Source organism: Variovorax multivorans, assembly GCF_051216835.1.
In the GTDB taxonomy this organism is placed as follows: Bacteria; Pseudomonadota; Gammaproteobacteria; order Burkholderiales; family Burkholderiaceae_C; genus Variovorax.
In genome coordinates, this window is record NZ_JBPJZL010000009.1 from 227,157 (window position 1) to 252,061 (window position 24,905).

The 24,905-nt window shown below is 67.1% G+C and carries 20 protein-coding genes; 1 reads left to right on the top strand and 19 read right to left on the bottom strand.

The window, feature by feature from the left end; all coding sequences use genetic code 11:
- Positions 1-66: 66 nt before the first annotated feature.
- The 19 genes from ftsZ to dksA all read right to left on the bottom strand — a co-directional run bounded on the left by ftsZ (position 67) and on the right by dksA (position 22,964).
- On the bottom strand, positions 67-1,281 hold the full coding sequence (ftsZ, locus tag ACSFCA_RS24250) for a cell division protein FtsZ (RefSeq protein ID WP_093056258.1): 1,215 nt from the start codon (positions 1,279-1,281) through the stop codon (positions 67-69).
- A 170-nt stretch (positions 1,282-1,451) separates the two neighbouring features.
- Complete coding sequence (gene ftsA / locus ACSFCA_RS24255; RefSeq protein ID WP_007832444.1) at positions 1,452-2,681, bottom strand: cell division protein FtsA; 1,230 nt, start codon at positions 2,679-2,681, stop codon at positions 1,452-1,454.
- Between the two features lie 30 nt (positions 2,682-2,711).
- Positions 2,712-3,500 (bottom strand): cell division protein FtsQ/DivIB, encoded by a 789-nt coding sequence (locus ACSFCA_RS24260; RefSeq protein WP_093078611.1) that lies wholly within the window; start codon positions 3,498-3,500, stop codon positions 2,712-2,714.
- A gap of 2 nt (positions 3,501-3,502) precedes the next feature.
- Positions 3,503-4,474, bottom strand: a complete 972-nt coding sequence (locus ACSFCA_RS24265; protein ID WP_093056262.1) for a D-alanine--D-alanine ligase — start codon at positions 4,472-4,474, stop codon at positions 3,503-3,505.
- Positions 4,471-5,940: a UDP-N-acetylmuramate--L-alanine ligase gene (murC, locus tag ACSFCA_RS24270; protein ID WP_435461050.1), complete on the bottom strand. Its 1,470-nt coding sequence runs from the start codon at positions 5,938-5,940 to the stop codon at positions 4,471-4,473. Before murC ends, ACSFCA_RS24265 begins: the two co-directional genes overlap by 4 nt.
- Positions 5,937-7,001 carry an undecaprenyldiphospho-muramoylpentapeptide beta-N-acetylglucosaminyltransferase gene (gene murG, locus ACSFCA_RS24275; protein WP_435461051.1) on the bottom strand — a complete coding sequence of 355 codons (1,065 nt, stop codon included), beginning with the start codon at positions 6,999-7,001 and terminating at the stop codon, positions 5,937-5,939. The genes murC and murG overlap by 4 nt, the downstream gene beginning before the upstream one ends.
- Positions 6,998-8,296, bottom strand: a complete 1,299-nt coding sequence (ftsW, locus tag ACSFCA_RS24280) for a putative lipid II flippase FtsW (RefSeq protein WP_093056268.1) — start codon at positions 8,294-8,296, stop codon at positions 6,998-7,000. Before ftsW ends, murG begins: the two co-directional genes overlap by 4 nt.
- Positions 8,293-10,392 carry a UDP-N-acetylmuramoyl-L-alanine--D-glutamate ligase gene (gene murD, locus ACSFCA_RS24285; RefSeq protein ID WP_435461052.1) on the bottom strand — a complete coding sequence of 700 codons (2,100 nt, stop codon included), beginning with the start codon at positions 10,390-10,392 and terminating at the stop codon, positions 8,293-8,295. The genes ftsW and murD overlap by 4 nt, the downstream gene beginning before the upstream one ends.
- 7 nt (positions 10,393-10,399) lie before the next feature.
- Positions 10,400-11,578, bottom strand: a complete 1,179-nt coding sequence (mraY, locus tag ACSFCA_RS24290; RefSeq protein ID WP_093056272.1) for a phospho-N-acetylmuramoyl-pentapeptide-transferase — start codon at positions 11,576-11,578, stop codon at positions 10,400-10,402.
- Positions 11,579-11,593: 15 nt separating this feature from the next.
- Positions 11,594-13,030: a UDP-N-acetylmuramoyl-tripeptide--D-alanyl-D-alanine ligase gene (locus ACSFCA_RS24295; protein WP_435461053.1), complete on the bottom strand. Its 1,437-nt coding sequence runs from the start codon at positions 13,028-13,030 to the stop codon at positions 11,594-11,596.
- Entirely contained in the window at positions 13,027-14,586 is a 1,560-nt protein-coding gene (locus ACSFCA_RS24300) for a UDP-N-acetylmuramoyl-L-alanyl-D-glutamate--2,6-diaminopimelate ligase (protein WP_435461054.1), read from the bottom strand. Before ACSFCA_RS24300 ends, ACSFCA_RS24295 begins: the two co-directional genes overlap by 4 nt.
- A 2-nt stretch (positions 14,587-14,588) precedes the next feature.
- Positions 14,589-16,343, bottom strand: coding sequence for a peptidoglycan D,D-transpeptidase FtsI family protein (locus tag ACSFCA_RS24305; RefSeq protein ID WP_093056277.1), 1,755 nt, complete (start codon positions 16,341-16,343; stop codon positions 14,589-14,591).
- A complete protein-coding gene (gene ftsL, locus ACSFCA_RS24310; RefSeq protein WP_258351231.1) occupies positions 16,340-16,696 on the bottom strand; it encodes a cell division protein FtsL in 357 nt (118 codons plus the stop codon). Before ftsL ends, ACSFCA_RS24305 begins: the two co-directional genes overlap by 4 nt.
- Positions 16,697-16,698: 2 nt before the next feature.
- Positions 16,699-17,622 carry a 16S rRNA (cytosine(1402)-N(4))-methyltransferase RsmH gene (gene rsmH, locus ACSFCA_RS24315; protein ID WP_435461055.1) on the bottom strand — a complete coding sequence of 308 codons (924 nt, stop codon included), beginning with the start codon at positions 17,620-17,622 and terminating at the stop codon, positions 16,699-16,701.
- Positions 17,623-17,630: 8 nt separating this feature from the next.
- On the bottom strand, positions 17,631-18,059 hold the full coding sequence (gene mraZ / locus ACSFCA_RS24320) for a division/cell wall cluster transcriptional repressor MraZ (protein WP_081270207.1): 429 nt from the start codon (positions 18,057-18,059) through the stop codon (positions 17,631-17,633).
- 272 nt (positions 18,060-18,331) lie between these two features.
- Complete coding sequence (gene hslU / locus ACSFCA_RS24325; protein WP_435461056.1) at positions 18,332-19,654, bottom strand: ATP-dependent protease ATPase subunit HslU; 1,323 nt, start codon at positions 19,652-19,654, stop codon at positions 18,332-18,334.
- 2 nt (positions 19,655-19,656) lie between these two features.
- A complete protein-coding gene (hslV, locus tag ACSFCA_RS24330) occupies positions 19,657-20,202 on the bottom strand; it encodes an ATP-dependent protease subunit HslV (protein ID WP_042578379.1) in 546 nt (181 codons plus the stop codon).
- A gap of 56 nt (positions 20,203-20,258) precedes the next feature.
- Complete coding sequence (locus tag ACSFCA_RS24335; RefSeq protein WP_258351234.1) at positions 20,259-21,941, bottom strand: STAS domain-containing protein; 1,683 nt, start codon at positions 21,939-21,941, stop codon at positions 20,259-20,261.
- Positions 21,942-21,989: 48 nt separating this feature from the next.
- Positions 21,990-22,964, bottom strand: a complete 975-nt coding sequence (gene dksA / locus ACSFCA_RS24340; protein WP_256329220.1) for an RNA polymerase-binding protein DksA — start codon at positions 22,962-22,964, stop codon at positions 21,990-21,992.
- 383 nt (positions 22,965-23,347) lie between these two features.
- On the opposite strand from dksA, the gene ACSFCA_RS24345 reads away from it, so the two are divergent.
- Positions 23,348-24,865 (top strand): YdgA family protein, encoded by a 1,518-nt coding sequence (locus ACSFCA_RS24345; protein ID WP_435461057.1) that lies wholly within the window; start codon positions 23,348-23,350, stop codon positions 24,863-24,865.
- The last annotated feature ends 40 nt before the right edge of the window (positions 24,866-24,905 follow it).

A 24,905-nucleotide genomic window follows, 5' to 3' on the forward strand; every position in this document is an offset into this window, starting at 1 on the left:
CCCTCTGCGTCTGGCCAAGTTCACCCCGCGATGGCCTCCAGCGAGACCATCGAACGGGGTGTCCTCTTAATCAGCCTGGCGGCGCAGGAAGGCCGGGATCTCGAAGTCGTCCATACCGCCCGAAGACAGCGCGTCCACCTTCGCTGCGGCCATCGTGCGGTTGGTGCGCCACACGCTGGGAACGGCCATGCCGTCGTAGTTGGGCTGGCTGTGGCCGCCACCACTGGCGTGCCCCGTACCACCGAGCGTCGGCACGTTGAACGGGATGTTGTCGGTGCCGGTGCGGATCACTTCCAGCGTAGGTGCCTGGCGGCGGGCATCGGCACGCGACAGGCCGGTGGCCACCACGGTCACGCGCATCTCGTCGCCGAGGCTGTCGTCGTAGGCGGCGCCGTAGATCACGTGCGCGTCCGGCGAAGCGTAGGCGCGGATGGTGTTCATCGCGAGCTTCGATTCGTTCAGCTTCAGCGAGCCCTTCGACGCCGTCACCAGCACCAGCACACCCTTGGCGCCCGAGAGGTCGATACCTTCGAGCAGCGGGCAGGCCACGGCCTGCTCGGCTGCGATGCGCGCGCGGTCCGGGCCGGCTGCGGCAGCAGTGCCCATCATGGCCTTGCCGGGCTCGCCCATCACGGTGCGCACGTCTTCGAAGTCGACGTTCACGCCGCCGTACTCATTGATGATTTCCGAGATGCCGCCCACGGCGTTCTTCAGCACGTCGTTGGCTTGCGCGAAGGCTTCGTCCTGCGTGACGTCTTCGCCCAGCACGTCGAGCAGCTTCTCGTTGAGCACAACGATCAGCGAATCGACGTTCGCTTCGAGCTCGGCCAGGCCGGCGTCGGCGTTGGTCATGCGACGGCCGCCTTCCCAGTCGAAGGGCTTGGTCACCACACCCACGGTGAGGATGCCCATTTCCTTCGCGACGCGCGCGATGACGGGAGCAGCACCGGTGCCGGTGCCGCCGCCCATGCCGGCCGTGATGAACAGCATGTGCGCGCCGTCGATGGCCGCGCGGATGTCGTCCACCGCGAGCTCGGCCGCTTCACGGCCCTTGTCGGGCTTGCTGCCGGCACCCAGGCCGCTGGTGCCGAGCTGGATGATCTTGTGCGCGCTGCTGCGCTGCAGTGCCTGTGCGTCGGTGTTCGCGCAGACGAACTGAACGCCCTGCACACCGCGCTCCATCATGTGGGCGACCGCATTGCCGCCGCCACCGCCAACACCGATCACCTTGATCTGCGTGCCCTGATTGAACTCTTCGACTTCGATCATTTCGATGGTCATTTTTAACTCCTTGAATCTTGCAGTTGCCGTTATGTGTCTATGAATAATTCTTGTGCCGTGACGAGATCAACGATGCGTCCGTCACGATGGTGGACCTGTTCGTCGCCATCGCTCGTTGAAATGCAATGGAGGGCTGCCACGCGCGAGCCAGAGTGGAGACTTGATCATGGCTAGAAATTCCCCACGATGAAGTCTTTGAAACGTCCGAATGCAGTCTTTACCGACCCATTCTTCTGTGCAACCTTGAAGCCACGCATGCGCGCAAAACGTGCTTCTTCGAGCAGGCCCATCACCGTCGCTGCGCGAGGCTGCGCAACCATGTCTGACAGCGCGCTCGAATACTTCGGGATGCCGCGGCGCACGGGCTTCAGGAAGATGTCTTCGCCGAGCTCGACCATGCCGGGCATCACCGCGCTGCCGCCCGTGAGCACCACGCCCGACGACAACACCTCTTCGTAGCCCGACTCGCGCACCACCTGCTGCACCAGCGAGAAGATCTCTTCGATGCGCGGCTCGATCACGCCGGCCAGCGCCTGCTTGCTCAGCATGCGCGGGCCGCGATCGCCGAGGCCCGGCACTTCGACTTGCGTGTCGGGGTCGGCCAGCAGTTGCTTGGCATAGCCGTTCTCGACCTTGATGTCTTCCGCGTCCTTCGTCGGCGTGCGCAGCGCCATGGCAATGTCGCTCGTGATGAGGTCGCCCGCGATCGGGATCACGGCCGTGTGGCGGATCGCGCCGTTGGTGAAGATCGCCACGTCGGTCGTGCCCGCGCCTATGTCGACCAGCACCACGCCGAGTTCGCGCTCGTCCTCGGTCAGCACCGCCTGGCTCGATGCCAGCGGGTTCAGCATCAGCTGGTCGACTTCGAGGCCGCAGCGGCGCACGCATTTGATGATGTTCTCGGCCGCGCTCTGCGCACCGGTCACGATGTGCACCTTGGCTTCGAGCCGCATGCCGCTCATGCCGATCGGCTCCTTCACGTCCTGGCCGTCGATCACGAACTCCTGCGGCTCCACCAGCAGCAGGCGCTGGTCGCTCGAGATGTTGATGGCGCGGGCCGTCTCCACCACGCGGGCCACGTCGGCGGGCGTCACTTCCTTGTCCTTCACCGCCACCATGCCGCTCGAATTGATGCCGCGGATGTGGCTGCCGGTGATGCCGGTGTAGACGCGGCTGATCTTGCAGTCGGCCATCAGCTCGGCCTCTTTCAGGGCCTGCTGGATGCTCTGCACGGTGGCGTCGATGTTCACCACCACGCCGCGCTTCAGGCCGTTGCTCGGCGCGATGCCGAGGCCGGCCAGCTTGAGCTCGCCTCCGGGCAGCACTTCGGCCACGACCACCATCACCTTGGCGGTGCCGATGTCGAGTCCTACGACCAGGTCTTTGTATTCTTTAGGCATTGAGATATGTCCTCGATTTCTCGATGAGCGCTACTTGATTTTTCTTGGGGCCTCTGGCGAGACCGTGGTGACGCCGCGCAGCCGCAATGCATACGCGTCGTTGTGTCGCAGGTCGGCGCCCTCGACGTCGGCCATCGTGCGGCGGTACTGGCCCGCGACCTGGGTCACGGTCTTCAGGAACCGCTGCAGGCGGGCCGTCACCTCCTCGCTCTGGCCGCGGCCGAGCTCTATCTCGGCACCGCTGTCGAGCACCACCTTCCAGCTGCCCCGGCTCGACAGCGTGAGCTCGTCGATGCTCATGTCGTAAGGCTGGAACTGCGGCTGCAGCACGCGGTACATCCCCAGCACCTGGCCGGCCTGTTCGATCGGGCCATCCAGGCGCGGCAGGTTGTCGTCCACCTCCGCCACGTTGGCCTCGAACACGTCGCCGAAGCCGTTGATGAGCTTCGAGCCCGCGTCGTCGCCCCAGTTGGCAACCGGCACCTGCTCGGTCAGCGTTACGCGCAGCTTGTTCGGGAACTCGCGCCGCACCACCGCGCTGCGCACCCACGGCACCGACTCGAAGGCAGCGCGTGCGCGCCCCAGGTCGATGGTGAAGAAGTTGCCCGTGAGCTGCGGCGCCACGTTGGCGCGCAGCGTGACCGCGTTGTTGTGCGTGACCTCGCCGTCCACCTTGATGCCGCCGATGGGGAAGAAAGGCTGCCGCAGCACCCACCACGCACCCGCCGCCAGCAGCATGAGCGCCACCATCGCGAAGGCAATGTTCGCGACGATGTTCATGAGCTTGACGTCGAAGGGAGCGGGGATGCTGTCGGCCATGGCTATAGCGAGCCTCCCGTTGCGTCGAGCGCGGCCGAGGCCAGCACCCGCAGGCACAGGTCTTCGTACGCGATACCCGCGGCGCGGGCCGACATCGGCACCAGCGAATGGCTGGTCATGCCGGGCGAGGTGTTCATCTCCAGCAGGAAGGGCTTGCGGTCGCTGGCGCGAATCATCACGTCGGCACGGCCCCAGCCGCGGCAGCCGAGCGTGCGGTAGGCAGCCAGCGTGATGCGCTGAATCTCGTGCTCTTCCGCTTCGGGCAGGCCGCTCGGGCACTGGTACTTCACGTCGTCGGTGAAGTACTTGTTCTGGTAGTCGTAGGCGCCTTCGGGTGCGGAAATGCGCACCACCGGCAGCGCGCGCGCGTCGAGCCCGTGGCCGAGCACTGCGCAGGTCACTTCCTCGCCTTCGATGAATTCTTCGCAGAGCACGTCGGCGTCGTACTTGGCCGACAGCGTGATCGCGTCCTGCATCTGCGAGTAGCCCTCGACCTTGGTCACGCCGATGGACGAGCCCTCGCGCGGCGGCTTCACGATCAGCGGCAGGCCGAGCACGTCGGGCACGGCCATGATCTGCTCGCGGCTTTGCTGGTCGAAGGCCAGGCGCACGTACTTGGGCGTCGGCAGGCCATCGGCCTGCCAGATGCGCTTGGTCATGACCTTGTCCATGGCCACGCTGGAGGCCATCACGCCCGAGCCGGTGTACGGAATGCCGAGCAGTTCGAGCGCACCTTGCACGGTGCCGTCCTCGCCATGGCGGCCATGCAGTGCGACGAAGCAACGCGCGAAGCCTTCGCGCTTCAGGTCGGCCAGATCGCGCTGCGAAGGGTCGAAGGCATGCGCATCGACACCGCGCGAGCGCAGGGCTTCGAGCACGCCGGTGCCCGACATCAACGAGATTTCGCGTTCGGCGGAACTGCCGCCGAACAGCACGGCAACCTTGCCGAAGAGCTTGGGGTCCTGAAGGCTCATGAGGCCCTCCCTTTGCGCGAATCGCGCTGCGATGTTGAGGGTGCTGCGGCGGTGACGGCCGCCGCGCCGAGTTCGACGACCTTGCCCGGCACCGCGCCGATGGAGCCGGCGCCCATGGAAAGCACCACGTCGCCCGCGCGGGCGTTGTCGAGAATGGCTTGCGGCATGGCGGCGATGTCGTCGACGAACACCGGCTCGACCTTGCCGGCCACGCGCAGCGCGCGCGCCAGCGTGCGGCCGTCGGCCGCCACGATGGGCGCCTCGCCTGCGGCGTAGACCTCGCCGAGCAGCACCGAGTCGGCCGTGCCGATGACCTTCACGAAATCCTCGAAGCAGTCGCGCGTGCGGGTATAGCGGTGCGGCTGGAAGGCCAGCACCAGCCGGCGGCCCGGAAACGCGCCGCGCGCGGCGGCGATGGTGGCCGCCATCTCGACGGGGTGATGACCGTAGTCGTCGATGACCGTGAAGGTGCCGGTGGCATCTCCGCCTTGCACAGCCACGTCGCCGTAGCTCTGGAAGCGCCGGCCCACGCCCTTGAAACCCGCGAGGCCGCGCTGCACGGCTTCGTCGGGAATGCCGAGCTCCACGGCCACCGCGATCACCGACAGCGCATTGCGCACGTTGTGCTCGCCCGGCAGGTTCAGCACGATGGGCAGGTCGGGCAGCGTCACGCCGTTGCGGCGCTGCGCGGTGAAGTGCATCTGGCCGCCGACGGCGCGCACGTCGATGGCGCGCACCTGGGCGTCTTCGCCGAAGCCGTAACTGGTGACCGGGCAGGTCACGTCGGCCACGATCTCGCGCACCGCCGGATCGTCGGTGCAGAGAATGGCCACGCCGTAGAACGGCATGCGGTGCAGGAAGTCGACGAAGGCTTTCTTGAGCTTCGCGAAGTCATGCCCGTAGGTCTCCATGTGGTCGGCGTCGATGTTCGTGACCACCGCCATCACCGGCAGCAGGTTCAGGAACGAGGCGTCCGACTCGTCGGCCTCGACCACGATGTAGTCGCCGCTGCCGAGCTGCGCGTTGGCGCCCGCGCTGTTCAGGCGCCCGCCGATCACGAAGGTCGGGTCGAGCCCGGCGGCATCGAGCACGCTCGCCACCAGGCTGGTGGTGGTGGTCTTGCCGTGCGTGCCGGCAATGGCAATGCCCTGCTTCAGGCGCATCAGCTCGGCCAGCATCAGCGCGCGCGGCACCACGGGAATGCGCTTCTCGCGTGCGGCCAGCACTTCGGGGTTGTCCGACTGCACGGCGGTGGAAGTGACGACCGCGTCCGCGCCGTCGATGTGCGCGGCGGCGTGGCCCACGAAGGTGCCGATGCCCAGGCCCGCGAGTCGGCGCAGCGTGACGCTGTCGGACAGGTCGGAACCGGTGATCTTGTAGCCCAGGTTCAGCAGCACTTCGGCGATACCGCTCATGCCGGAACCACCGACGCCCACGAAATGGATGTGACGAATCGCGTGCTTCATTTGGCAAGCTCCTCGCAGGCGCGGACGACCGCTTCCACAGCTTCGGTCTTCTGCATGGTCTTGGCCTTGACGGCCTTTTCGATCAGCGCGGTGCGCTCGGTTTTCTGTAGCAAGTCAGCCAGCAATTCAGGAGTGAGGTCGGCCTGTTGCACGAGCCATCCGCCGCCCGCGTCCACGAGGAAGCGCGCGTTGGTGGTCTGGTGGTCGTCGACCGCCGAGGGGAAAGGCACGAACAGCGCTGCTGCGCCGACGGCCGCGATTTCTGTGACGGTGCTGGCGCCGGCGCGCGCGACGATGATGTCGGCGTCGGCATAGGCCTGCGCGGTGTCTTCGATGAAGGGCGTGAGTTCGCCTTCGACGCCGGCCGCCGTGTAGTTGGCGCGCAGTTCGTCGATCTGCTTGGTGCCGCTCTGGTGCAGCACCTGCGGGCGCGTGGCCGGCTCGATGCGCGCCAGCGCCTGCGGCACCACGGTGTTGAGGCCGCGCGCGCCGAGGCTGCCGCCCACCACCAGCAATTTCAGCGGACCGGTGCGGCCCGCGAAACGCGTGGCCGGGTCGGGCTGCGAAGTGAAGGCCGCACGCAGCGGGTTGCCCACCCACTGCGCCTTCTTCAACACATTGGGGAAGGCCGTGAACACGCGGTCGGCCACGCCTGCCAGCACCTTGTTGGCAAGGCCGGCGACCGAGTTCTGCTCGTGCAGCACCAGCGGCTTGTTGAGCAGCACGCCCATCATTCCGCCCGGAAAAGTGATGTAGCCGCCAAGGCCCACCAACACATCGGGCTTCACGCGGCGCACCACGCGCAGGCTCTGCCAGAAGGCACGCAGCAGTTTCAGCGGCAACAGGAACAGCGTGAGCGGGCCCTTGCCGCGCACGCCGCCGAACTGCACGGGCTCGAAGGCGAAGCCGCGCGGCGGCACGAGTTTTTCTTCCATGCTGCCGGGTGCGCCCAGCCAGTGCACCTGCCAGCCGCGCTCGCGCAGGGCCTCGGCCACCGCGAGTCCCGGGAAGATGTGGCCGCCAGTGCCGCCGGCCATGACGAGTGCGGTGCGGCCGGTCATACGCGACCCCCACGCATCAGCACGCGGTTCTCGTAGTCGATGCGCAGCACGATGGCCAGCGCCACAAGGTTCATCAGGATGGCCGAGCCGCCGAAGCTCATCAGCGGCAAGGTCAGTCCCTTGGTCGGCAGCGCGCCCAGATTCACACCCATGTTGATGAAGGTCTGGAAGCCGAGCCACACGCCCACGCCCTGGGCCACGAGGCCCGAGAACACGCGGTCGAGCGCGATCGCCTGGCGGCCGATGTGCATGATGCGGCGCGTGAGCCAGAGGAACAGGCCGATGATCAGCAGCACGCCGACCAGGCCGAACTCTTCGCCGATCACGGCCAGCAGGAAGTCGGTGTGCGCCTCGGGCAGCCAGTGCAGCTTCTCGACGCTGCCGCCCAGGCCCACGCCGAAGATCTCGCCGCGCCCGATGGCGATCAGCGAGTGCGACAGCTGGTAGCCCTTGCCCAGCGCGTGCTCTTCGCTCCACGGATCGAGGTACGCAAAGATGCGCTCGCGGCGCCACGGGCTGCTCGCGACGATGGTGCCGAAGGCCACCACCACCAGCGCGGCAATCACGAAGAACATGCGCGCGTTCACGCCGCCCAGGAACAGGATGCCCATGGCGATCACGGCGATCACCATGAACGCGCCCATGTCGGGCTCGGCCATCACCAGCATGCCGACCACCACCACCGCGATGCCCATCGGCAGCACGGCGCGGAAGAAGCGCTCCTTGATCTCCATCTTGCGCACCATGTAGCTGGCGGCGTAGAGCACCATCGCGAGCTTGGCCAGCTCCGAGGGCTGGAAGCGCATGAAGCCCATCGGCAGCCAGCGGCGCGCGCCGTTCACGTTGATGCCGATGTGCGGAATGAGCACGGCCACCAGCAGCAGCAGCGAGGCCACGAAGAGCCAGGGCGCGGCGCGCTCCCAGGTCTTCATCGGGATCTGGAAAGCCAGCAGCGCGGCGATGAACGCGAAGATCACCGAGGCCGCGTGCCGCGTGAGGAAGTACGAGGCGCTGTAGCCCGCGCGTGCGAAGCGCGGGTTGTCGGGCAGCGCGATGGAGGCCGAATACACCATGATCAGGCCCCAGGTCAGCAGCGCGACCGTGACCCAGACCAGCGCCTGGTCGAAACCCAGCACGCGCATCGGCGTGGCTTTTGTCTGCGCGATACCGGCGCCGCCCAGCCGCACGGGCAGGTGCACGGGCAGCGAGTCGATCCCGCTGCGGGCGCGCCTGAACCAGCCGCCGAAGCGGCTGGTGGATGCGTTGGGCGTGGCGCCTGAGGCGGCAGAGTTCAAACCGTGTCCTCCGTCGTCGAACCGCCCATGCCGCGCGGGCTGTCCTCGTAGGCCTGCACGGCCTCGCGGAACACCTCGGCGCGGTGCGCGTAGTCCTTGAACATGTCGAAGCTCGCACAGGCCGGTGACAGCAGCACGGCGTCGCCGGGGTTGGCGCGTGCGGACGCGAGCTTCACGGCCTCGTCCATCGAGGCGGCATGCAGCAGCGAAACGCCAGTCGATGCCAGCGCGGCTTCGATGAGCGGCGCGTCACGGCCGATGAGCACCACGGCGCGCGCGTATTGGCGCACGGGCTCAGCCAGCGGCTCGAAGTCTTGCCCCTTGCCATCGCCGCCGAGGATGACGACCACGCGGCGCTCTTCGCCCAGGCCGATCAGCGCAGCCACGGTGGCGCCGACGTTGGTGCCCTTGCTGTCGTCGAAGTACTCGACCTCGTCCACGATGGCGATCGGCTCCACGCGGTGCGGCTCGCCGTGGTATTCGCGCAGGCCGTAGAGCATGGGGCCCAGCGGGCAGTCAGCGGCGCTGGCCAGCGCGAGTGCGGCCAGTGCGTTCATGGCGTTGTGACGGCCGCGGATGCGCAGCGCGTCGGCGGGCATCAGGCGCTGCAGGAAGATTTCTTCCTCGACCACGGCGCCGCGCTTGCGCTTCTGCGTTTCGTCGGCTTCCAGCGCGCGCACCAGCCAGGCCATGCCGTTGACGCGCTCGATGCCGTAGTCACCCGAGCGCAGCGGCATGGCTGCACCGAAGGTGACGTGCGTGCGGATCTGCGGGCGCTGCAGCTTGGCCCTGACGGGCGCGGGCAGCATCGCCATCACGTCGGCATCGTCACGGTTGAGGATCATGAGCCCATGCGCGCCGAAGATGCGCGCCTTGGCCGCCGCATAGGCCGGCATATCGCCATGCCAGTCGAGGTGGTCCTGCGTGAGGTTGAGCACGGTGGCGGCCGTGGGCTCGAAGCCCTGCACGCCGTCGAGCTGGAAGCTGGACAGCTCCAGCACCCACACATCGGGCAGAGTGTCGGCATCCATGTGCGCCGAGAGCGTGTCGAGCAGCGTCGGGCCGATGTTGCCGGCCACGGCCACAGTCTTGCCCGCGCGCTCGACCAGCTGGCCGGTGAGCGAGGTGACGGTGGTCTTGCCGTTGGTGCCGGTGATGGCGAGCACCGCGGGCGTGTAGCCCTTGGGGGCTTCGGGCTCGACGGGGGGGGCCAGTTCGAGCTGGGGCGATTCTTCTTCGACGGCAGCCGAGGCCGGATTGGTGGCGGAGATTTCGGCGATCTTGGCGACGAACTCGGCAGCCTCCCTGGCGGCGGTCGGGACGTAGGGCTTGCCGGTGACAGGCAGGCGGGAAGCGGTGGAGGGCGCGGGAGCCGAAGCCTCGAGGGACTCGGGGACAACGGCGGACACTTCCGGTGCGGGCTCGGCCACCGGCTCGACGACTTCTGCGGCCTCGGGCGGCAGCGGCACGGCGACGCTCATCGAAGGATCGCGCGGCATGGCTTCGGCTTGCGCGGGCACGGCCGGTTCGGTCGCGGTTTCTGCGGCGACTTCGGGTGCTTCGGTTTCGAAAGGCTCGGGCTGTTGTACCGGCTCGGCCACGGCTTCTGCCTGCTCGGCGGGCGCGGGCTCATCCAGCGGCAGTAGCGCTTGCGCCTCCGGCTCGGCGGTTTCCACGGGCGCTTCTGCCACCGGCTCGATGGGTGCTTCCGCTTCGGGTTCCGGCTCAGCCTCGACCACCGACACTTCCACCGTCCGCAGGTCCAGCAACGCACGCGCGAACAGGTCCAGCTCGCCACCGACCGGCAGGCCGACAGCACGTGCCGCTTCCGCCACCGGCGCAATGGTCGCGGGCGACAGCCCCGGCGAGCGATACACCGCACGGATCGGCGTGCCTTCGACCAGCGCAGCCGAGAACGGCCCGCCGACGAACGTCACCTCAGGCCACTCCGCCCGCAGCGTCGCAAGCAGCGACGGCGCCTCGCGCGTATCGGCCACGGTCACGACGGCACCGTGGCGCGCGCACCAGCGCGCCATCGCCAGCCCGGACGCACCGAGGCCGAGGATGAGAACGGGGAGGTCTTTCAGATGCTGCATGGTTCCGTTACCGCAGCTTCAACGTCGAAAGACCCACGAGGCACAGCAGCATCGTGATGATCCAGAAGCGCACCACGACCTGCGTCTCGCGCCAGCCGCTCTTCTCGAAGTGATGGTGCAGCGGCGCCATCTTGAGCACGCGGCGGCCTTCGCCGTAGCGCTTCTTCGTGTACTTGAAGTACATGACCTGCGCCATCACCGAGATCGCCTCGACCACGAAGATGCCGCCCATGATGAAGAACACGATCTCCTGGCGCACGATGACTGCGATGGTGCCCAGTGCGCCGCCGAGCGCCAGCGCGCCCACGTCGCCCATGAAGACCTGCGCCGGATGGGTGTTGAACCAGAGAAACGCGAGCCCCGCGCCGGCCATCGCCGAGCAGAACACCAGCAGTTCGCCCGAGCCCGGGATGTTGGGGAACAGCAGGTACTTGGAGTACACCGCGCTGCCCGTGACGTAGGCGAACACGCCCAGCGCCGAGCCCACCATCACCACCGGCATGATCGCCAGGCCATCGAGGCCGTCTGTCAGGTTCACCGCATTGCTCGCGCCCACGATCACCAGGTACGTGAGGATCACGAAGCCGATGCCGCCGAGCGGGTAGCTCACTTCCTTGAAGAAAGGCACCAGCAGGTTGATCTTGGGCGGAAAGTCGAGATCGAAGCCCGACTGCACCCACGCGAAGAACAGCTGCACCACGCGCCAGTTGGAGCTCTCCGAGATGCTGAAGAGCAGGTAGAAGGCGGCGATGAGGCCGACCACCGACTGCCAGAAGTACTTCTCGCGCGAGCGCATGCCTTCCGGGTCTTTGCGCACCACCTTGCGCCAGTCGTCGACCCAGCCGATGGCGCCGAAGCCCATCGTGACCCACAGCACGATCCACACGAACCTGTTCGAAATATCGAACCACAGCAGCGTGGCGAAGGCGATGGCGAACAGCACCAGCACACCGCCCATGGTGGGCGTGCCGCTCTTGGTGAGGTGCGTTTCCATGCCGTAGCCGCGAATCGGCTGGCCGATCTTGAGCGCGGCCAGGCGGCGGATCACGTACGGGCCGGCCACGAGGCCGACCACGAGCGCGGTCAGCGCAGCCATCAGCGCGCGGAAGGTGAGGTACTGGAAAACGCGCAAAAACCCGAACTCGGGCGAGAGCGTCTGCAGCCATTGGGCCAGGGTCATCAGCATGTTGTTTCGCGCGGCTCATGCGTCATGACCGGCCTCCTTTTGTTGTTGTGGTTGTGCCTGCGCCTCGATGGCCTGCACCACGCGCTCCATCTTCATGAAGCGCGATCCCTTGACGAGCACGCTGCCCAGCTGCGGCAGGCGCGCGAGCACGGCCGCGCCGAGCGCGTCGAACTCTTCGAAATGGCGTCCGTCGGCACCGCCGAAGGCAGCGGTGGTGTGCGTCGTCGCGGCGCCCAGCGTGTAGACGGACTCGATGCCGCGCTGGCGCGCCCGCTCGCCGACTTCGGCGTGGAACTCGGGCGAGCGGTCGCCCACCTCGCCCATGTCGCCGAGCACCAGCAAGCGCGGGCCCGGCAGGGCGGCGAGCACGTCGATGGCAGCAATCACGGAATCGGGGTTGGCGTTGTAGCTGTCGTCGACCAGCGTGAGCGCATGGCCGCCGGCCAGCACGATTTCGTTGGCGCGCGAACGGCCCTTGACCGGCTCGAAGGCCGACAGTCCAGCGGCAATGGTCTCGAGCGACACGCCGGCCGCGAGCGCACAGGCCGTGGCCGCCAGCGCATTGACGACGTTGTGCCGACCCGCGATGTGCAGGCGCGCATCGAAGGCACCGAGCGGCGTGCGGATGCGCACGGCCCAGGCGCCCTGCTTCCATTCAGCGCTGTCGAGCGAGATGTCGGCATCTTCCGGTTCGCCGAAAGTCATGCAACGGCGCGAGCCACCGGCGTGCGCCATGTCGGTCCACAGCGAGGTGAAGGCGTCGCCGTAGGGGAAGACGGCTGTGCCGCCTTCGGGCAGCACCGCAAACACGGCGGCGTTTTCGACGGCCACCGCCTCGACGGTGGCCATGAACTCCTGGTGCTCGCGCTGGGCGTTGTTGACGAGCGCGATGGTCGGGCGCGAGATGGTGGCCAGCCGCGCGATTTCGCCCGGATGGTTCATGCCCAGTTCGAGCACCGCGCGCTGGTGCTGCGCGCGCAGGCGCAGCAGCGTGAGCGGCACGCCGATCTCGTTGTTGAAGTTGCCGGCGGTGGCCAGCGCTCGTTCGGCGCGGAAGGCGAACAGCACGGCCGCGATCATCTGCGTGACCGTGGTCTTGCCGTTGCTGCCGGTCACAGCGATCAGCGGCAGCTCGAACTGCGCGCGCCAGCCCGCGCCGAGCGCGCCGAGCGCGGCCAGCGAGTCGGGCACTTCGAGGCCGCTGAGGCCGGCCGCTTCGAGGCCGTGGTGCGCAATGGCGGCCACAGCGCCGCGCTTCCTGGCGTCCGCCAGGAAGTCGTTGGCATCGAAGCGCTCGCCCTTGAGCGCGACGAACAGGTCACCCTGCGCGAGCGTGCGCGTGTCGGTATGCACGCGGGCGATGACGGTCGAGGCGTCACCCACCAGGCGCGATCCCGGAATCCATTGCTGCACCTGGGCCAGCGTGATGTTGAGAGGCGTCGTGTCGGTCATGCCGCGGCCCCCCTCTTTGCCAGCGCCTGAAGCGCATGGGCCTTGTCGGAAAACTCGATGCGCTGGCCGGCGATTTCCTGCCAGGCCTCGTGGCCCTTGCCGGCGATCAGCACCACGTCTTGCGGGGCGGCCTGCGCGATGGCATCGGCGATGGCGGCGGCGCGGTCGGGCTGCACCTGGGCGGCCTCGGGGCGCGAGAAGCCGCGCAGCACCTGGCTGATGATCGCGTCGGGCTTTTCGCTGCGCGGGTTGTCGCTGGTGACGACAACGCGGTCGGCCTGGCGCTCGGCCACGGCGGCCATCATCGGGCGCTTGATCGGGTCGCGGTCGCCGCCGCAGCCGAACAGGCACCAGAGCGCGCCGCCGCGCTGCTTTGCCAGCGGGCGCAGGCCGATCAGGGCCTTGTCGAGCGCATCGGGCGTGTGGGCATAGTCGACCACGGCGAGCGGCGCGCCTTCGCCTGCGCCTGCGCGGTCCATGCGGCCCGGCACGCTGGTGAGGTTGGCGCAGGCTGCCACGGCCTGGGCGAGCGTGAGGCCCAGCGCGCGCAGCGTGCCGAGTACGCCCAGCAGGTTGGCCACGTTGTACTGGCCGATCAGGCCGGTCGACAGGCGCTCCACCGTGGCGGTGCCGTGCTCGGCCACCGAGAACTGCAGGCCCTGCGCGTCGTAGCCGATGTCGCGCGCCACGAGGCGGGCGGGCTTGCCACCGGCCGAGACGGTCCAGACGTCGAGCGCGCCGATGCCGGCGTCGATCAGGTTCGCGCACAGGCTGGCGCCGTGCGTGTCGTCGATGTTGATCACCGCCGCGCGCAGGCCGGGCCAGCGGAATAGCTCGGCCTTGGCCTGCCAGTAGGCGTCCATGCTGCCGTGGTAGTCGAGGTGATCCTGCGTGAAGTTGGTGAACACGGCCACGGCGATCTGCGCGCCGTCGAGCCGGCGCTCGGCGATGCCGATGGACGAGGCCTCGATGGCGCAGGCGCCAAAGCCGCGCGTGACCAGCGAGCGCAGTTCGCGCTGCATCATCACCGGGTCGGGCGTGGTGAGGCCGGTGTAGGTCAGCTCGGGCGGCACGCCGATGCCCAGCGTGCCCATCACCGCACAGGGCGACGGCGCGTCGCGCTGCATGGTGCCGTCGGGCCGCATCGCGCGCACGCCGCCCGCCGCGCGCAGCGTGGAGAGCGATTCGGCGAGCCACCAGGCGGTGGAGGTCTTGCCGTTGGTGCCGGTCACGGCCAGCACGTCGAGCAGGGCCGAGGGGTTGTCGTAGAAGGCCGAGGCGATCGGGCCAGTGGCGGCCTTCAGGCCAGGGTAGCTGACGATGCGGTCGTCGCCTTCGAAGCCGAAGGCCTCGACGCCCTCGCGCTCCACCAGGCAGACCGCCGCGCCCTGCGCCAGCGCGGCCGCAACGTGCTTGCGCCCGTCAGTGGCGGCGCCAGGCCAGGCGATGAAGACGTCGCCCGCGCCCGCGGCGCGGCTGTCGGCGTGCAGCGCGGCCTGCGGCACGCGCTCCTTGAGCCAGGCCGCGGCGAGTTGGGGGGAAGTGAAGGTCAGCATGTTCAGAAACTCTCGTCGACGCCCTGCGTCATCACAAGCGGTTTGACCGCCAGATCGGGCGGTACGTTCATCATGCGCAGCGTCTGCTGCACGACTTCGCTGAACACGGGCGCCGCGGCGACGCCGCCGAAATACTGGCCATCGCTGGGCTCATCGATCATCACCGCGACGATGATGCGCGGCTTGTCGATAGGCGCCATGCCGGTGAACCATGCGCGATATTTGTTACTCGCGTAACCCTTGCCGACCTGCTTGTGGGCCGTGCCCGACTTGCCGCCGACCGAGTAGCCGACCGTCTGCGCACGGGTGCCGGTGCCGCCGGGGCCGGCGGCCATCTGCAGCATCTTGCGCACCGCCAGCGCATTCGACGGCGAGAACACGCGCACGCCGACCGGCGGCTCGGAGTTCTTCAGGATGGTGACCGGAATGATCGAGCCGTCGTGCGCGAACGAGGTGTACGAATGCGCCATCTGGAACAGCGACGCCGACAGGCCGTAGCCGTAGGCCATGGTGGCCTGCTCGACCGGCTTCCAGGTCTTCCACGGGCGCAGCCGGCCCGTCACGGCGCCGGGGAACTGGATCTGCGGCTTCTGGCCGTAGCCGAGCGCGGTGTAGGTGTCCCACATCTCGTGCGGGGTCATCTTCTGGGCGATCTTGAGCGCGCCGACGTTGCTCGACTTCTGGATCACGCCTTCGACCGTCAGCGTGCCGTAGTTGTGGGTGTCGCTGATGGTGAAGCCGCCGATCTGGAATCGGCCCGGGCCGGTTTCGATCAGGGTCGAGGGCTTCACGCGGCCGGCTTCCAGCGCCATGCCTACGGTGATCGGCTTCATGGTCGAGCCGGGCTCGAAGGTGTCGGTGAGCGCGCGGTTGCGCAGCTGCTCGCCGGTGAGGTTCTGGCGCTTGTCGGGCACGTAGCTCGGGTAGTTGGCCAGCGCAAGCACTTCGCCGGTGACTGAGTCGAGCACCACCACGCTGCCGGCCTTGGCCTTGCGCGCGGTCACGGCGTCGCGCAGCTTCTGGTAGGCGAAGAACTGCACCTTGCTGTCGACACTGAGCTGGATGTCCTTGCCGTCGAGCGGCGGCACGGTTTCGCCAACGCCCTCGACCACGCGGCCCAGGCGGTCCTTGATGACCCGGCGCGAACCGGCCTTGCCGGCCAGCTCCTTGTTGAATGCGAGCTCGATGCCTTCCTGGCCGTTGTCTTCCACGTTGGTGAAGCCCACCACGTGCGCGGCGGCCTCGCCCTCGGGGTACTGGCGCTTGTACTCCTTGCGCTGATAGATGCCCTTGAGGTTCATGGCCGCAATCTGCTTGGCGATGGGCTCGTCGACCTGGCGCTTGATCCAGACGAAGGTCTTGTCCTCGTCCTCGAGCTTCTTGTCGAAGTCTTTTTGCGACATCTCGAGCAGCTTGGCGACCTGCTTGAGCTTGGCGCGCACCTCGGGGTCGTCGCGCTCGATGTCTTCCGGAATGGCCCAGATGCTGGGCGCCACCACGCTGGAGGCCAGGATGAGCCCATTGCGGTCGAGGATGCGGCCACGATTGGCCGGCAGCTCGAGCGTGCGCGCGAAACGCACTTCGCCCTGCCGCTGGAAGAAGCTGTTGTTGAGCACCTGCACGTAGGCCGCCCGGCCCGCCAGCATGACGAAGCCGAGCGCGATGCCAGCGACGATGAACTTGCTGCGCCACACCGGCGTCTTGCTCGCGAGCAAGGGGCTGGTGGTGTAGCGCACGCTGCGGTTGCCCCGGTTCATCGTGCGGCCCTCGCTGCGGTGACCGGCTTGGCCGTCGGCTTAGGTGTGGTCGGCGCAGGCGCCACCGGCGCAACCGCGGGGATCACCGTGCCGTCAGGGCGTACATACTGCGTGATGGCCGGCGATGTGGTGCGCATCTGCAGCTGCTCCTTGGCGAGCTTCTCGACGCGCAGTGGCGTGGCCTGTGCGCGCTTCTCTACCTGCAGGCGATCGCGGTCGGTCTCCAGGCGGCGGGCTTCCTGCTGCACGCGGTCGAGCTCGGTATAGAGCTGACGCGACATGTACTGCGTGTGCACAAGGTACAAAGCCGTCGCAATGACGGCCAGCAGCAGCAGGATGTTCAGGCGGGCCATGGTCAGCTGGCCCCGGTGCGTTCTGCGACGCGAAGAATGGCGCTGCGCGAGCGCGGATTGCCGCTCACCTCGGCATCGGACGGCTTGATGCGCTCCAGGGCGCGCAGCTTCATGACCTTCGGGGCGGCAAACGGCGCGCGGCGGTCGTAGACCTCCTTCGAGTGCCTGGCGATGAACTGCTTCACGATGCGGTCTTCCAGCGAGTGGAAGCTGATCACCGCGAGCCGCCCCTGGGGTTTGAGCACGGACAGACTCGCTTCTAGCGCCTGTTGCAGCTCTTCAAGCTCGGCGTTGATGAAAATCCGAAAAGCCTGAAATGTGCGCGTTGCAGGGTTCTGGCCCTGCTCGCGGGTTTTGACCGTGCCAGCCACGAGCTCGGCCAGTTCGGTGGTGGTTGAAATTGGGCCCCGTTCTTGTCGGCGAGCAACAATCGCCTTTGCAATCTGAACAGCAAACCGTTCTTCGCCATAGTCACGGATCACCTCTGCAATCTGCTGAAGTTCGGCCGTTGCCAGCCATTCGGCCACGCTCTCGCCGCGCGTGGTGTCCATGCGCATGTCGAGCGGGCCGTCGAAACGAAAACTGAAACCGCGCACCGGGTTGTCGATCTGCGGCGAGCTCACGCCCAGGTCCATCAACAGGCCGTCGACGCTCGCGTCGGGCAATTCGCCCAGCGAGCGGAATCCCTGGTGGCGGATAGAAAAACGCGCATCGGAGATGCGCGCTGCTTCGGCCACTGCTTCCGCATCCTTGTCGAATGCGATCAGCCTGCCTTCCGGCGCCAGCCTGGAGAGGATTGCACGCGCATGCCCTCCCCGCCCGAAGGTGGCATCCACGTAGGTGCCGGTTGCCGCCGTGCTGCCGGAAAGAAGAGCTTCCACCGCTTCGTTCAGCAAGACGGTCGTATGGGTCCATGGGGTGTTCACTTGGGTCCTCAGAACGCAAAGTCCTGAAACACATCCGGCATCTCGCCCTGGGTGGCCTCGGCCTCCTTGGCCTCGTACGTGGCCTTGTCCCAGAGTTCGAAGTGGTTGCCCATGCCCAGCAGCAGCGTCTCGCGCGTGATGCCGGTGGCCGCGCGCAGTTCGGGCGACACCAGGATGCGGCCGGTGCCGTCCATCTCGACGTCCATGGCGTTGCCCAGGAAAACGCGCTTCCACCACTGCGCCGACATCGGCAGCGCGGCGATGCGCTCGCGGAATTTTTCCCATTCGGGACGGGGGAACACCATCAGGCATCCGTGCGGATGCTTGGTGATCGTGAGCTGGCCGCCTGCCGTCGCGCTCAGGACGTCACGATGCCGGGTCGGCACGGAGAGCCGCCCCTTGGCATCCAGACTGAGCGATGAAGCGCCTTGAAACACGACCACGAAACCCCTGTGTTGGGAGTGCTGCGGCACCCGAAAGGGGCACTACCCGCACTTTTTCCCACTTAACTGCACTTTTTTGCACTGTAGCAGGAAACACTTCGGAAGCAACTGGCCGTTTGGGCTATTTTTTGTAATGGAATCAACGACTTAGCGCCGATTCCAAAACCATGGAATCGGCGAATTTCGTTGAAAATTAAGTACTTAGCTCACGCAATGAATGTGATGCGTGAAGGATTCCCCCGTTACAGGGGGAAGGAGAAGCAGCTTCAGAGGATGAAGCGCGAAAGGTCTTCGTCGTGACTTAGTGCCGCAAGGCGCTGGTCGACATAAGCGGCATCGATGCGGATCGATTGCCCTTCGAGGCGGGTCGCGTCGAAGCTTACCTCATCCAGCAGGCGTTCCATCACGGTCGACAAACGGCGAGCGCCGATGTTCTCGGTGCGCTCGTTCACCTCGAAGGCGATGGTGGCCAGCCGGTTCACGCCTTCGGGCGTGAATTCGAGCGTCACGCCCTCGGTGGCGAGCAGCGCCTGGTACTGCTTCACCAGCGACGCGCGGGTCTGCGTGAGGATGCTTTCGAAGTCCGCCACCGACAGCGATTGCAACTCGACGCGGATCGGAAAGCGCCCCTGTAGCTCGGGAATCAGGTCGCTCGGCTTGCTCAGGTGGAAGGCGCCGCTCGCGATGAACAGCATGTGATCGGTGCGCACCACGCCGTACTTGGTGGTGACGGCCGTGCCCTCCACCAGCGGCAGCAGGTCGCGCTGCACGCCTTGGCGCGACACGTCGGAGCCTTGCGCTTCGCTGCGCGTGGCGACCTTGTCGATCTCGTCGATGAAGACGATACCGTTCTGCTCGGCATTGGTGATCGCCTGCGTGCGGATCTCGTCCTCGTTGACCAGCTTGGCCGCTTCCTCGTCGATCAGCAGGCGCAGCGCCTCGGCGATCTTGAGCTTGCGTGTCTTGCGCTTGCCGCCACCGATCTGGCCGAACATGCCGCGCAGCTGCTCGGTCATTTCCTCCATGCCGGCGGGGCCCATGATTTCCAGTGGGGTGCGGGTCTCGGCGAGGTCGAGTTCGATTTCCTTGTCGTCGAGCTGGTGCTCGCGCAGCTTCTTGCGGAAGGCCTGGCGGGTGGCGTTGCCCGTGTCGGCCACCGCGCCATCGGCACCGCGCGCGGGAGGCAGCAGCACGTCGAGGATGCGGTCTTCGGCGGCGTCTTCGGCACGCGCGCGCACCTTGGTGCTTTCCGATTCGCGGGTCTGCTTGACTGCGATTTCGGCGAGGTCGCGAATGATCGAATCGACATCCTTGCCCACGTAGCCGACCTCGGTGAACTTGGTGGCCTCGACCTTGATGAAGGGCGCATCGGCCAGGCGCGCGAGGCGGCGGGCGATCTCGGTCTTGCCCACGCCCGTGGGGCCGATCATGAGGATGTTCTTCGGCGTGATCTCGTGGCGCAGCTTGTCGTCGACCTGCTGGCGGCGCCAGCGGTTGCGCAGGGCAATGGCCACGGCGCGCTTGGCGGCCGGCTGGCCGACGATGTGGTTGTCGAGCTCGGAGACGATTTCCTGGGGGGTCATGGACATGGTCAGAGCGCTTCCACCGTGTGGTTCATGTTCGTGTAAATGCAGATTTCTCCGGCGATCGCCAGCGATTTGCGCACGATCTGCTCGGCCGAGAGGTCTGTGTTGTCGATCAACGCCTTGGCCGCCGACTGGGCGTAGGCCCCGCCCGATCCAATGGCGATCACGCCGTCTTCGGGCTCCAGCACGTCGCCGTTGCCGGTGATGATGAGCGAGGTGGTGGCGTCGGCCACGGCAAGCATGGCCTCGAGCTTGCGCAGCACGCGGTCGGTGCGCCAGTCCTTGGTGAGCTCGACTGCCGCGCGGGTCAGGTGCCCCTGGTGCTTTTCGAGCTTGGCCTCGAAGCGCTCGAAGAGCGTGAAGGCGTCGGCCGTGGCGCCGGCAAAGCCGGCGAGCACTTTGCCGTGATAGAGGCGGCGCACTTTGCGCGCCGTGCCCTTGATGACGATATTGCCGAGAGTGACCTGCCCGTCCCCACCGATGGCGACCTGGTCGCCTTGGGGGGTCTTGCGGCGCACGCTCACGATGGTGGTGCCGTGAAACTGTTCCATCGCAGCCATCTGGGGGTGCGCCGCGGCAATGCAACCGCCATCGGGCGGCGCAGGTTTTAGTTTTTCCTAACCGTCACTGTCGAATGATCGGCAATGCCTACCAGGTTGAACAGCGCGGCAATCAACCGGTGCGCATCGACGAACTGCACGCGCTCGCCATTGGCATCGCGCGCGCGCACCCAGCTCAGCAGCGTGCCCACGGCGGCCAGGTCCATGCGCAGCAGCGCCGCGCACGAAATGACTGGCGCCGTGGTGTGGCGCAGGTCGTTGTCCAGCCGTTGCCAGCTCGACAGCGACTCGCCCCGCAGATCGCCCGCCAGCGCGGCAAAACCGCTGTCGGTGGACGGGAAGCTCTCGGAATCGCCACCGACCGACAGCAGCGACCACACAGAACTGGGCCGGCTCGCCGGCGGCGCGGCCAGCGTGGTGCATTCGCCCTTCGGGTCCTGCCAGGAAGGCGGCGACACCTCGTAGGTGATGCAGTAGTTGAGCGCCACCAGCTCGAAGTCGTCGGGCAGGTGCATCAGGCGAAGCGCCGCAAGGTGCAGCTGCCACCAGATGTCGTCAGTGCCGCGCTCGTTGTTGGGAGCGGCCTCGGACAGCACGGCCAGCAGTTGCGCCGAGCCCATGAAGCGCAGTTGCACCGGCGAATCGGCCCAATGGGTGAACAGCACGCGCAGTGGCGCAGCAGCCTCAGGCTCGATGGCGTGCAGCCCGCGCCAGTCGAGCGTCCACACAGAGCCCGCCTTCGACAGCGCGCGGGTGAGCTCCATCAGGCCTTCGCGCGCCAGGCGCGTGGGGCAGGTCCAGTCGGCATGGGCGCTGCTGCCTTCGGCGGCGGCCCCGGCCGCCTCTTCGCTGGCAGTGACGGCCTTGACGCTGCGGGCCAGCTCATCGAGCGAGACCCAGTCGGGGCCCATGCGCCGCATGCGCTGCGCATAGCGCATGCGGGCGGCCGCGAACTTGGCAGCGTCACCGGTCGCGCGGTACAGATCGAACAGGGCGCGCCAGCGGTTGTCGTCGCGTTCGGCCGCGGCGTCGTGCCCACCCTCGACGGGCGTCGTGCCCTCGGTGGAGGCCAAAGCCTGCAGCAGGATGGCTTCGGCGCCAGCGTCGTCGCCGTGCGCGAAGCGGATCACCGCCTCCTCCAGCGCGCCGTCATGTGCAAGGCGCGACGACAGCAGCGGCACGCTGGCGGCCACCGCCGGGGCGTCGCCACCGGCCTCGGCTGCAGCCGCTGGCGGGATGATTGGCAACACGGCGGGCTCGGACAGCAGATCGTCGGTATGCACCGGCGGCAGCGTCTCGGCGCCGGCGTCAGGCGGCGGGTTGACCAGCGTTTCGCCGTTCGGGCCCCGCCCTTTCCACCACTGCTGCGACATCTGCTGCTCGATCTCGTCGATCTTCTTGAGCGTGAGCGCGCGGCCTTCCGATTTCTCGGAGGTGCTGTTGATGTTGAAGGAAGACGGCGTAGCCGTCGCCTCGAAGGCATGGGCGGCGGCCTCGCGCTGGCGCAGCTTGCGCAGCATGTCGAACTCGCGCCGGCGCACGAAATCGTTGCGCTGGCGCCGCTCGATCATCTCCTTCAGCATCTCGCGGCTGTAGGTCTGCTGGGCGGGCAGCGAAGAGTCCGAGGTCGAGGCGGAAGCAGGGGCATCCAGCTCCGACCAATCCTTCAGGGGATTGCGGACAAATTTGGCCACCTTGGAAAAAAGGCGGCCCGATTCTTCCTTTGGCATTCGGCGAAGGCTATCGAAGTCGCTGGGCTCTATCTACCTTGACCCTGTTCAATCCCCGAACATCTTTTGCTTGAGTTCGCGGCGCTGTTGCGCTTCGAGCGACAGCGTGGCCGTCGGGCGGGCCAGCAGGCGGCCGACGCCGATGGGTTCGCCGGTTTCGTCGCAGTAGCCGTAGTCGCCGGCGTCGATGCGCTGGATCGACTGCTCGATCTTCTTGAGCAGCTTGCGCTCGCGGTCGCGGGTGCGCAGCTCGAGGGCGTGTTCTTCCTCGATGGTGGCGCGGTCGGCCGGGTCGGGCACGACCACCGTGTCTTCACGCAGATGCTCGGTGGTCTCGCCGGCGTTCTCGAGAATGCCGCGCTTGAGTTCTTCGAGCTTCAGGCGGAAGAACGCCATCTGCTTTTCGTTCATGTACTCGTCGTCGGGCATGGCGATGACTTCAGCGTCACTCAGCTCGGAGGGAGTCTTGGTCTTCCAGTTGTTGGCCAGCTTCGGGTCTTTCTTCACGGCCAGGGGCGGCGGCGGCACCAGCGCGGTGGAAGGCGCCTGCGAGAAGCTGGACTTGGCGGCGGTCGATGCGACAGATTGCGGCATCGAGGGCACGGTCAGTTGCGACAGCCGGGACACACGGCCACCACGCGCGGCGGGTGCGGGCGTGGGGGTTTGAACGGGCATCGAGGGTGTCGCCGGGGCGGAAGTGGAGGCGGCAGCCGTTTTTTTCATGGGGATCGAGGGGGCAGAAGGAACGGCAGCAGGGCGGCCGACGGGTTTGGATGACGATGAGCCCGCGCCTGCGGTCTTGGTGGCGGCAGTTGCAGGCTTGGCGGACTTCTTGGTCGCAGCGGTCGCGGCCTTGGCCGGTGGTGCTGCGGGCTTTTTGGACGGCGCGCTTTTCTCCTTCGCTGCGGAGCCATGTGCGGTGGCGGAAACCTTTTTGGCCGCAGGTACAGCCTGCTTCGCAGCCGGCGCCTTCTTTGTGGCGGGCTTGGGTGCTGGCGTGGCCTTGGCGGCGGGTTTCTTCACGGTGACTGGCTCCTTGGTCGAACTGGAACGCGCTTTCACTGGGTGTCTCCTCCCATGGGAGCCACTTGCGGCTTTCAGACCACGCGGGCTCCCCGTTGTCGGGGTGCTCGCAAGTGGCGAACCCCGGGGTTATACCCCCGAAAGCCCACCAGGAACGTGCGGCGCCCCGTGCCGGAAGTCACATCTTGTCCACGAGAACTGGACATGGCTGCCGGAACAGGCGCGCGATTGTATAGAGAACTCGCAGGCGCGGGCGATGTCTCGTCGTGCCGGCCAACTCCGTTAGCATCGCGCGGCGCTGTCTGTGGGAGCAGCGCGGCCCCGGGCCTTTGTCCATATGGCGCAGGGGGCCTATCCGTTCATTCGCAAAAAGAAAGCAAGTCTTGAACAAGAAAGTAGTTTTGGGAGTCCTGGCCGCGGCTATCGCCGTCGCCTACGGCGGCAGCACCTGGTGGGCCGGCACGCAAATCAAGTCGCGCTACGACATCGCCTTCGACGAATTGCCGAAGCAGACCGCGCTGGTGCGCGTGACCGAGCGCAAATATGAACGCGGCTTCTTCGGCGCCGTCAGCACCGTGACGCTGGAAATCGGCTGCGCAGCCGATGCCGCCGCCCCGGCAGCAGCAGCACCCGCCGCCGCCGACAAGCCCGCCGAGGGCGAGGAAGCCGAAGCCGACGACGAGGAAGACGCAGGCAGCATCAAGCCGCCCAAGCAGTTGCGCCTGACCATCCGCGACACCATCCACCACGGCCCGCTGGCCGGCGGCACGCTGGCAGCGGCCACCATCGACAGCGAACTGGTGCTCGACGAGAAGACGCAGGCCGCGGCGAAAAAGCTGTTCGGCGACGCCAAGCCCCTGAGCGCGCGCACCAAGGTCGGCTTCAGTGGCGCCTTCACGACCGACCTCACCGTCGCGCCCGCCAAGCTGGTCGAAGAAGGCAAGGGCCGGCTCGACTGGCAAGGCATTCAGGCCCGCCTGGAAGTCAACGACGCGCGCACCCAGGCGCGCTACGACATGACCATGCCCGGCCTCGACTTCAGCGAAGCGCGTAGCGGCGTGACCATGAAGATGGGCAAGCTCGCCGCCAAGGCCGACATGGACATGAGCGCCGGCTGGTTCCTGGCCACCGGCAAAACCGAAGGCCGGCTCGACACCCTCGAGTTCGCCGTCAAGAAGAAGGCTGCCGAGGAAGGCGCTGCACCGGCAGAACCAACAAAGGCGCTGCCGACAGTCGTGCTCCAGAACATCGAACTGGTCGGCGACGCGAGCACCAAGGACGGCCTCTATGCGTCGAGCGGCACGTTCAGGGGCACCGGCAAGATCGGCGAGACCAAGATCGACAAGTTCGAACTGACCAGCAGCGCGCGCCGCATCCATGCCGCCGGCTACAAGAAGCTGGCCGACGCCTGGATGCAGTCCAGCGCCGCCAGCGGCTGCGGCAAGGGCAGCAGCAAGGCATCTCAGGCAGCCATGCAGGCGCTGGCCGAGCAGCTCGCGCCCGACCTCAAGGCCATGGCGAAGTACGGCCCCGAAGCCGGCCTCGACAAGATGCTGGTCGAAATCGACGGCAAGCGCGCCGAAATCGGCTACACGGTCAGCATGGCCGGCGTGACCGACGAAGACCTGCAGATGCCCGGCACCGCACTGCTCATGAAGCGCGGCGTGCTCAAGGCCCATGCGCGACTGCCGATGAAGTGGCTCGAGAAGCTGGCCGAAACCGGTGCAGAGAGCGGCCAGACGCCGCCGCCCGAAATGGTGGCCGGCCTGGTCGAGCAGGGCGAGCAGAGCGGCTTCGTGAAGCGCGACGGCGACGACGTCACCGCCCAGGTCGAGTACAGCGAAGGCAGCCTGAAGGTCAATGGCAAGCCGCTGGGCGGGATGGGCGCAACCGGCAAGTAAGCCGGCCTCGGCCCGAATGAAAAACGGCGCTGGCCTTTTG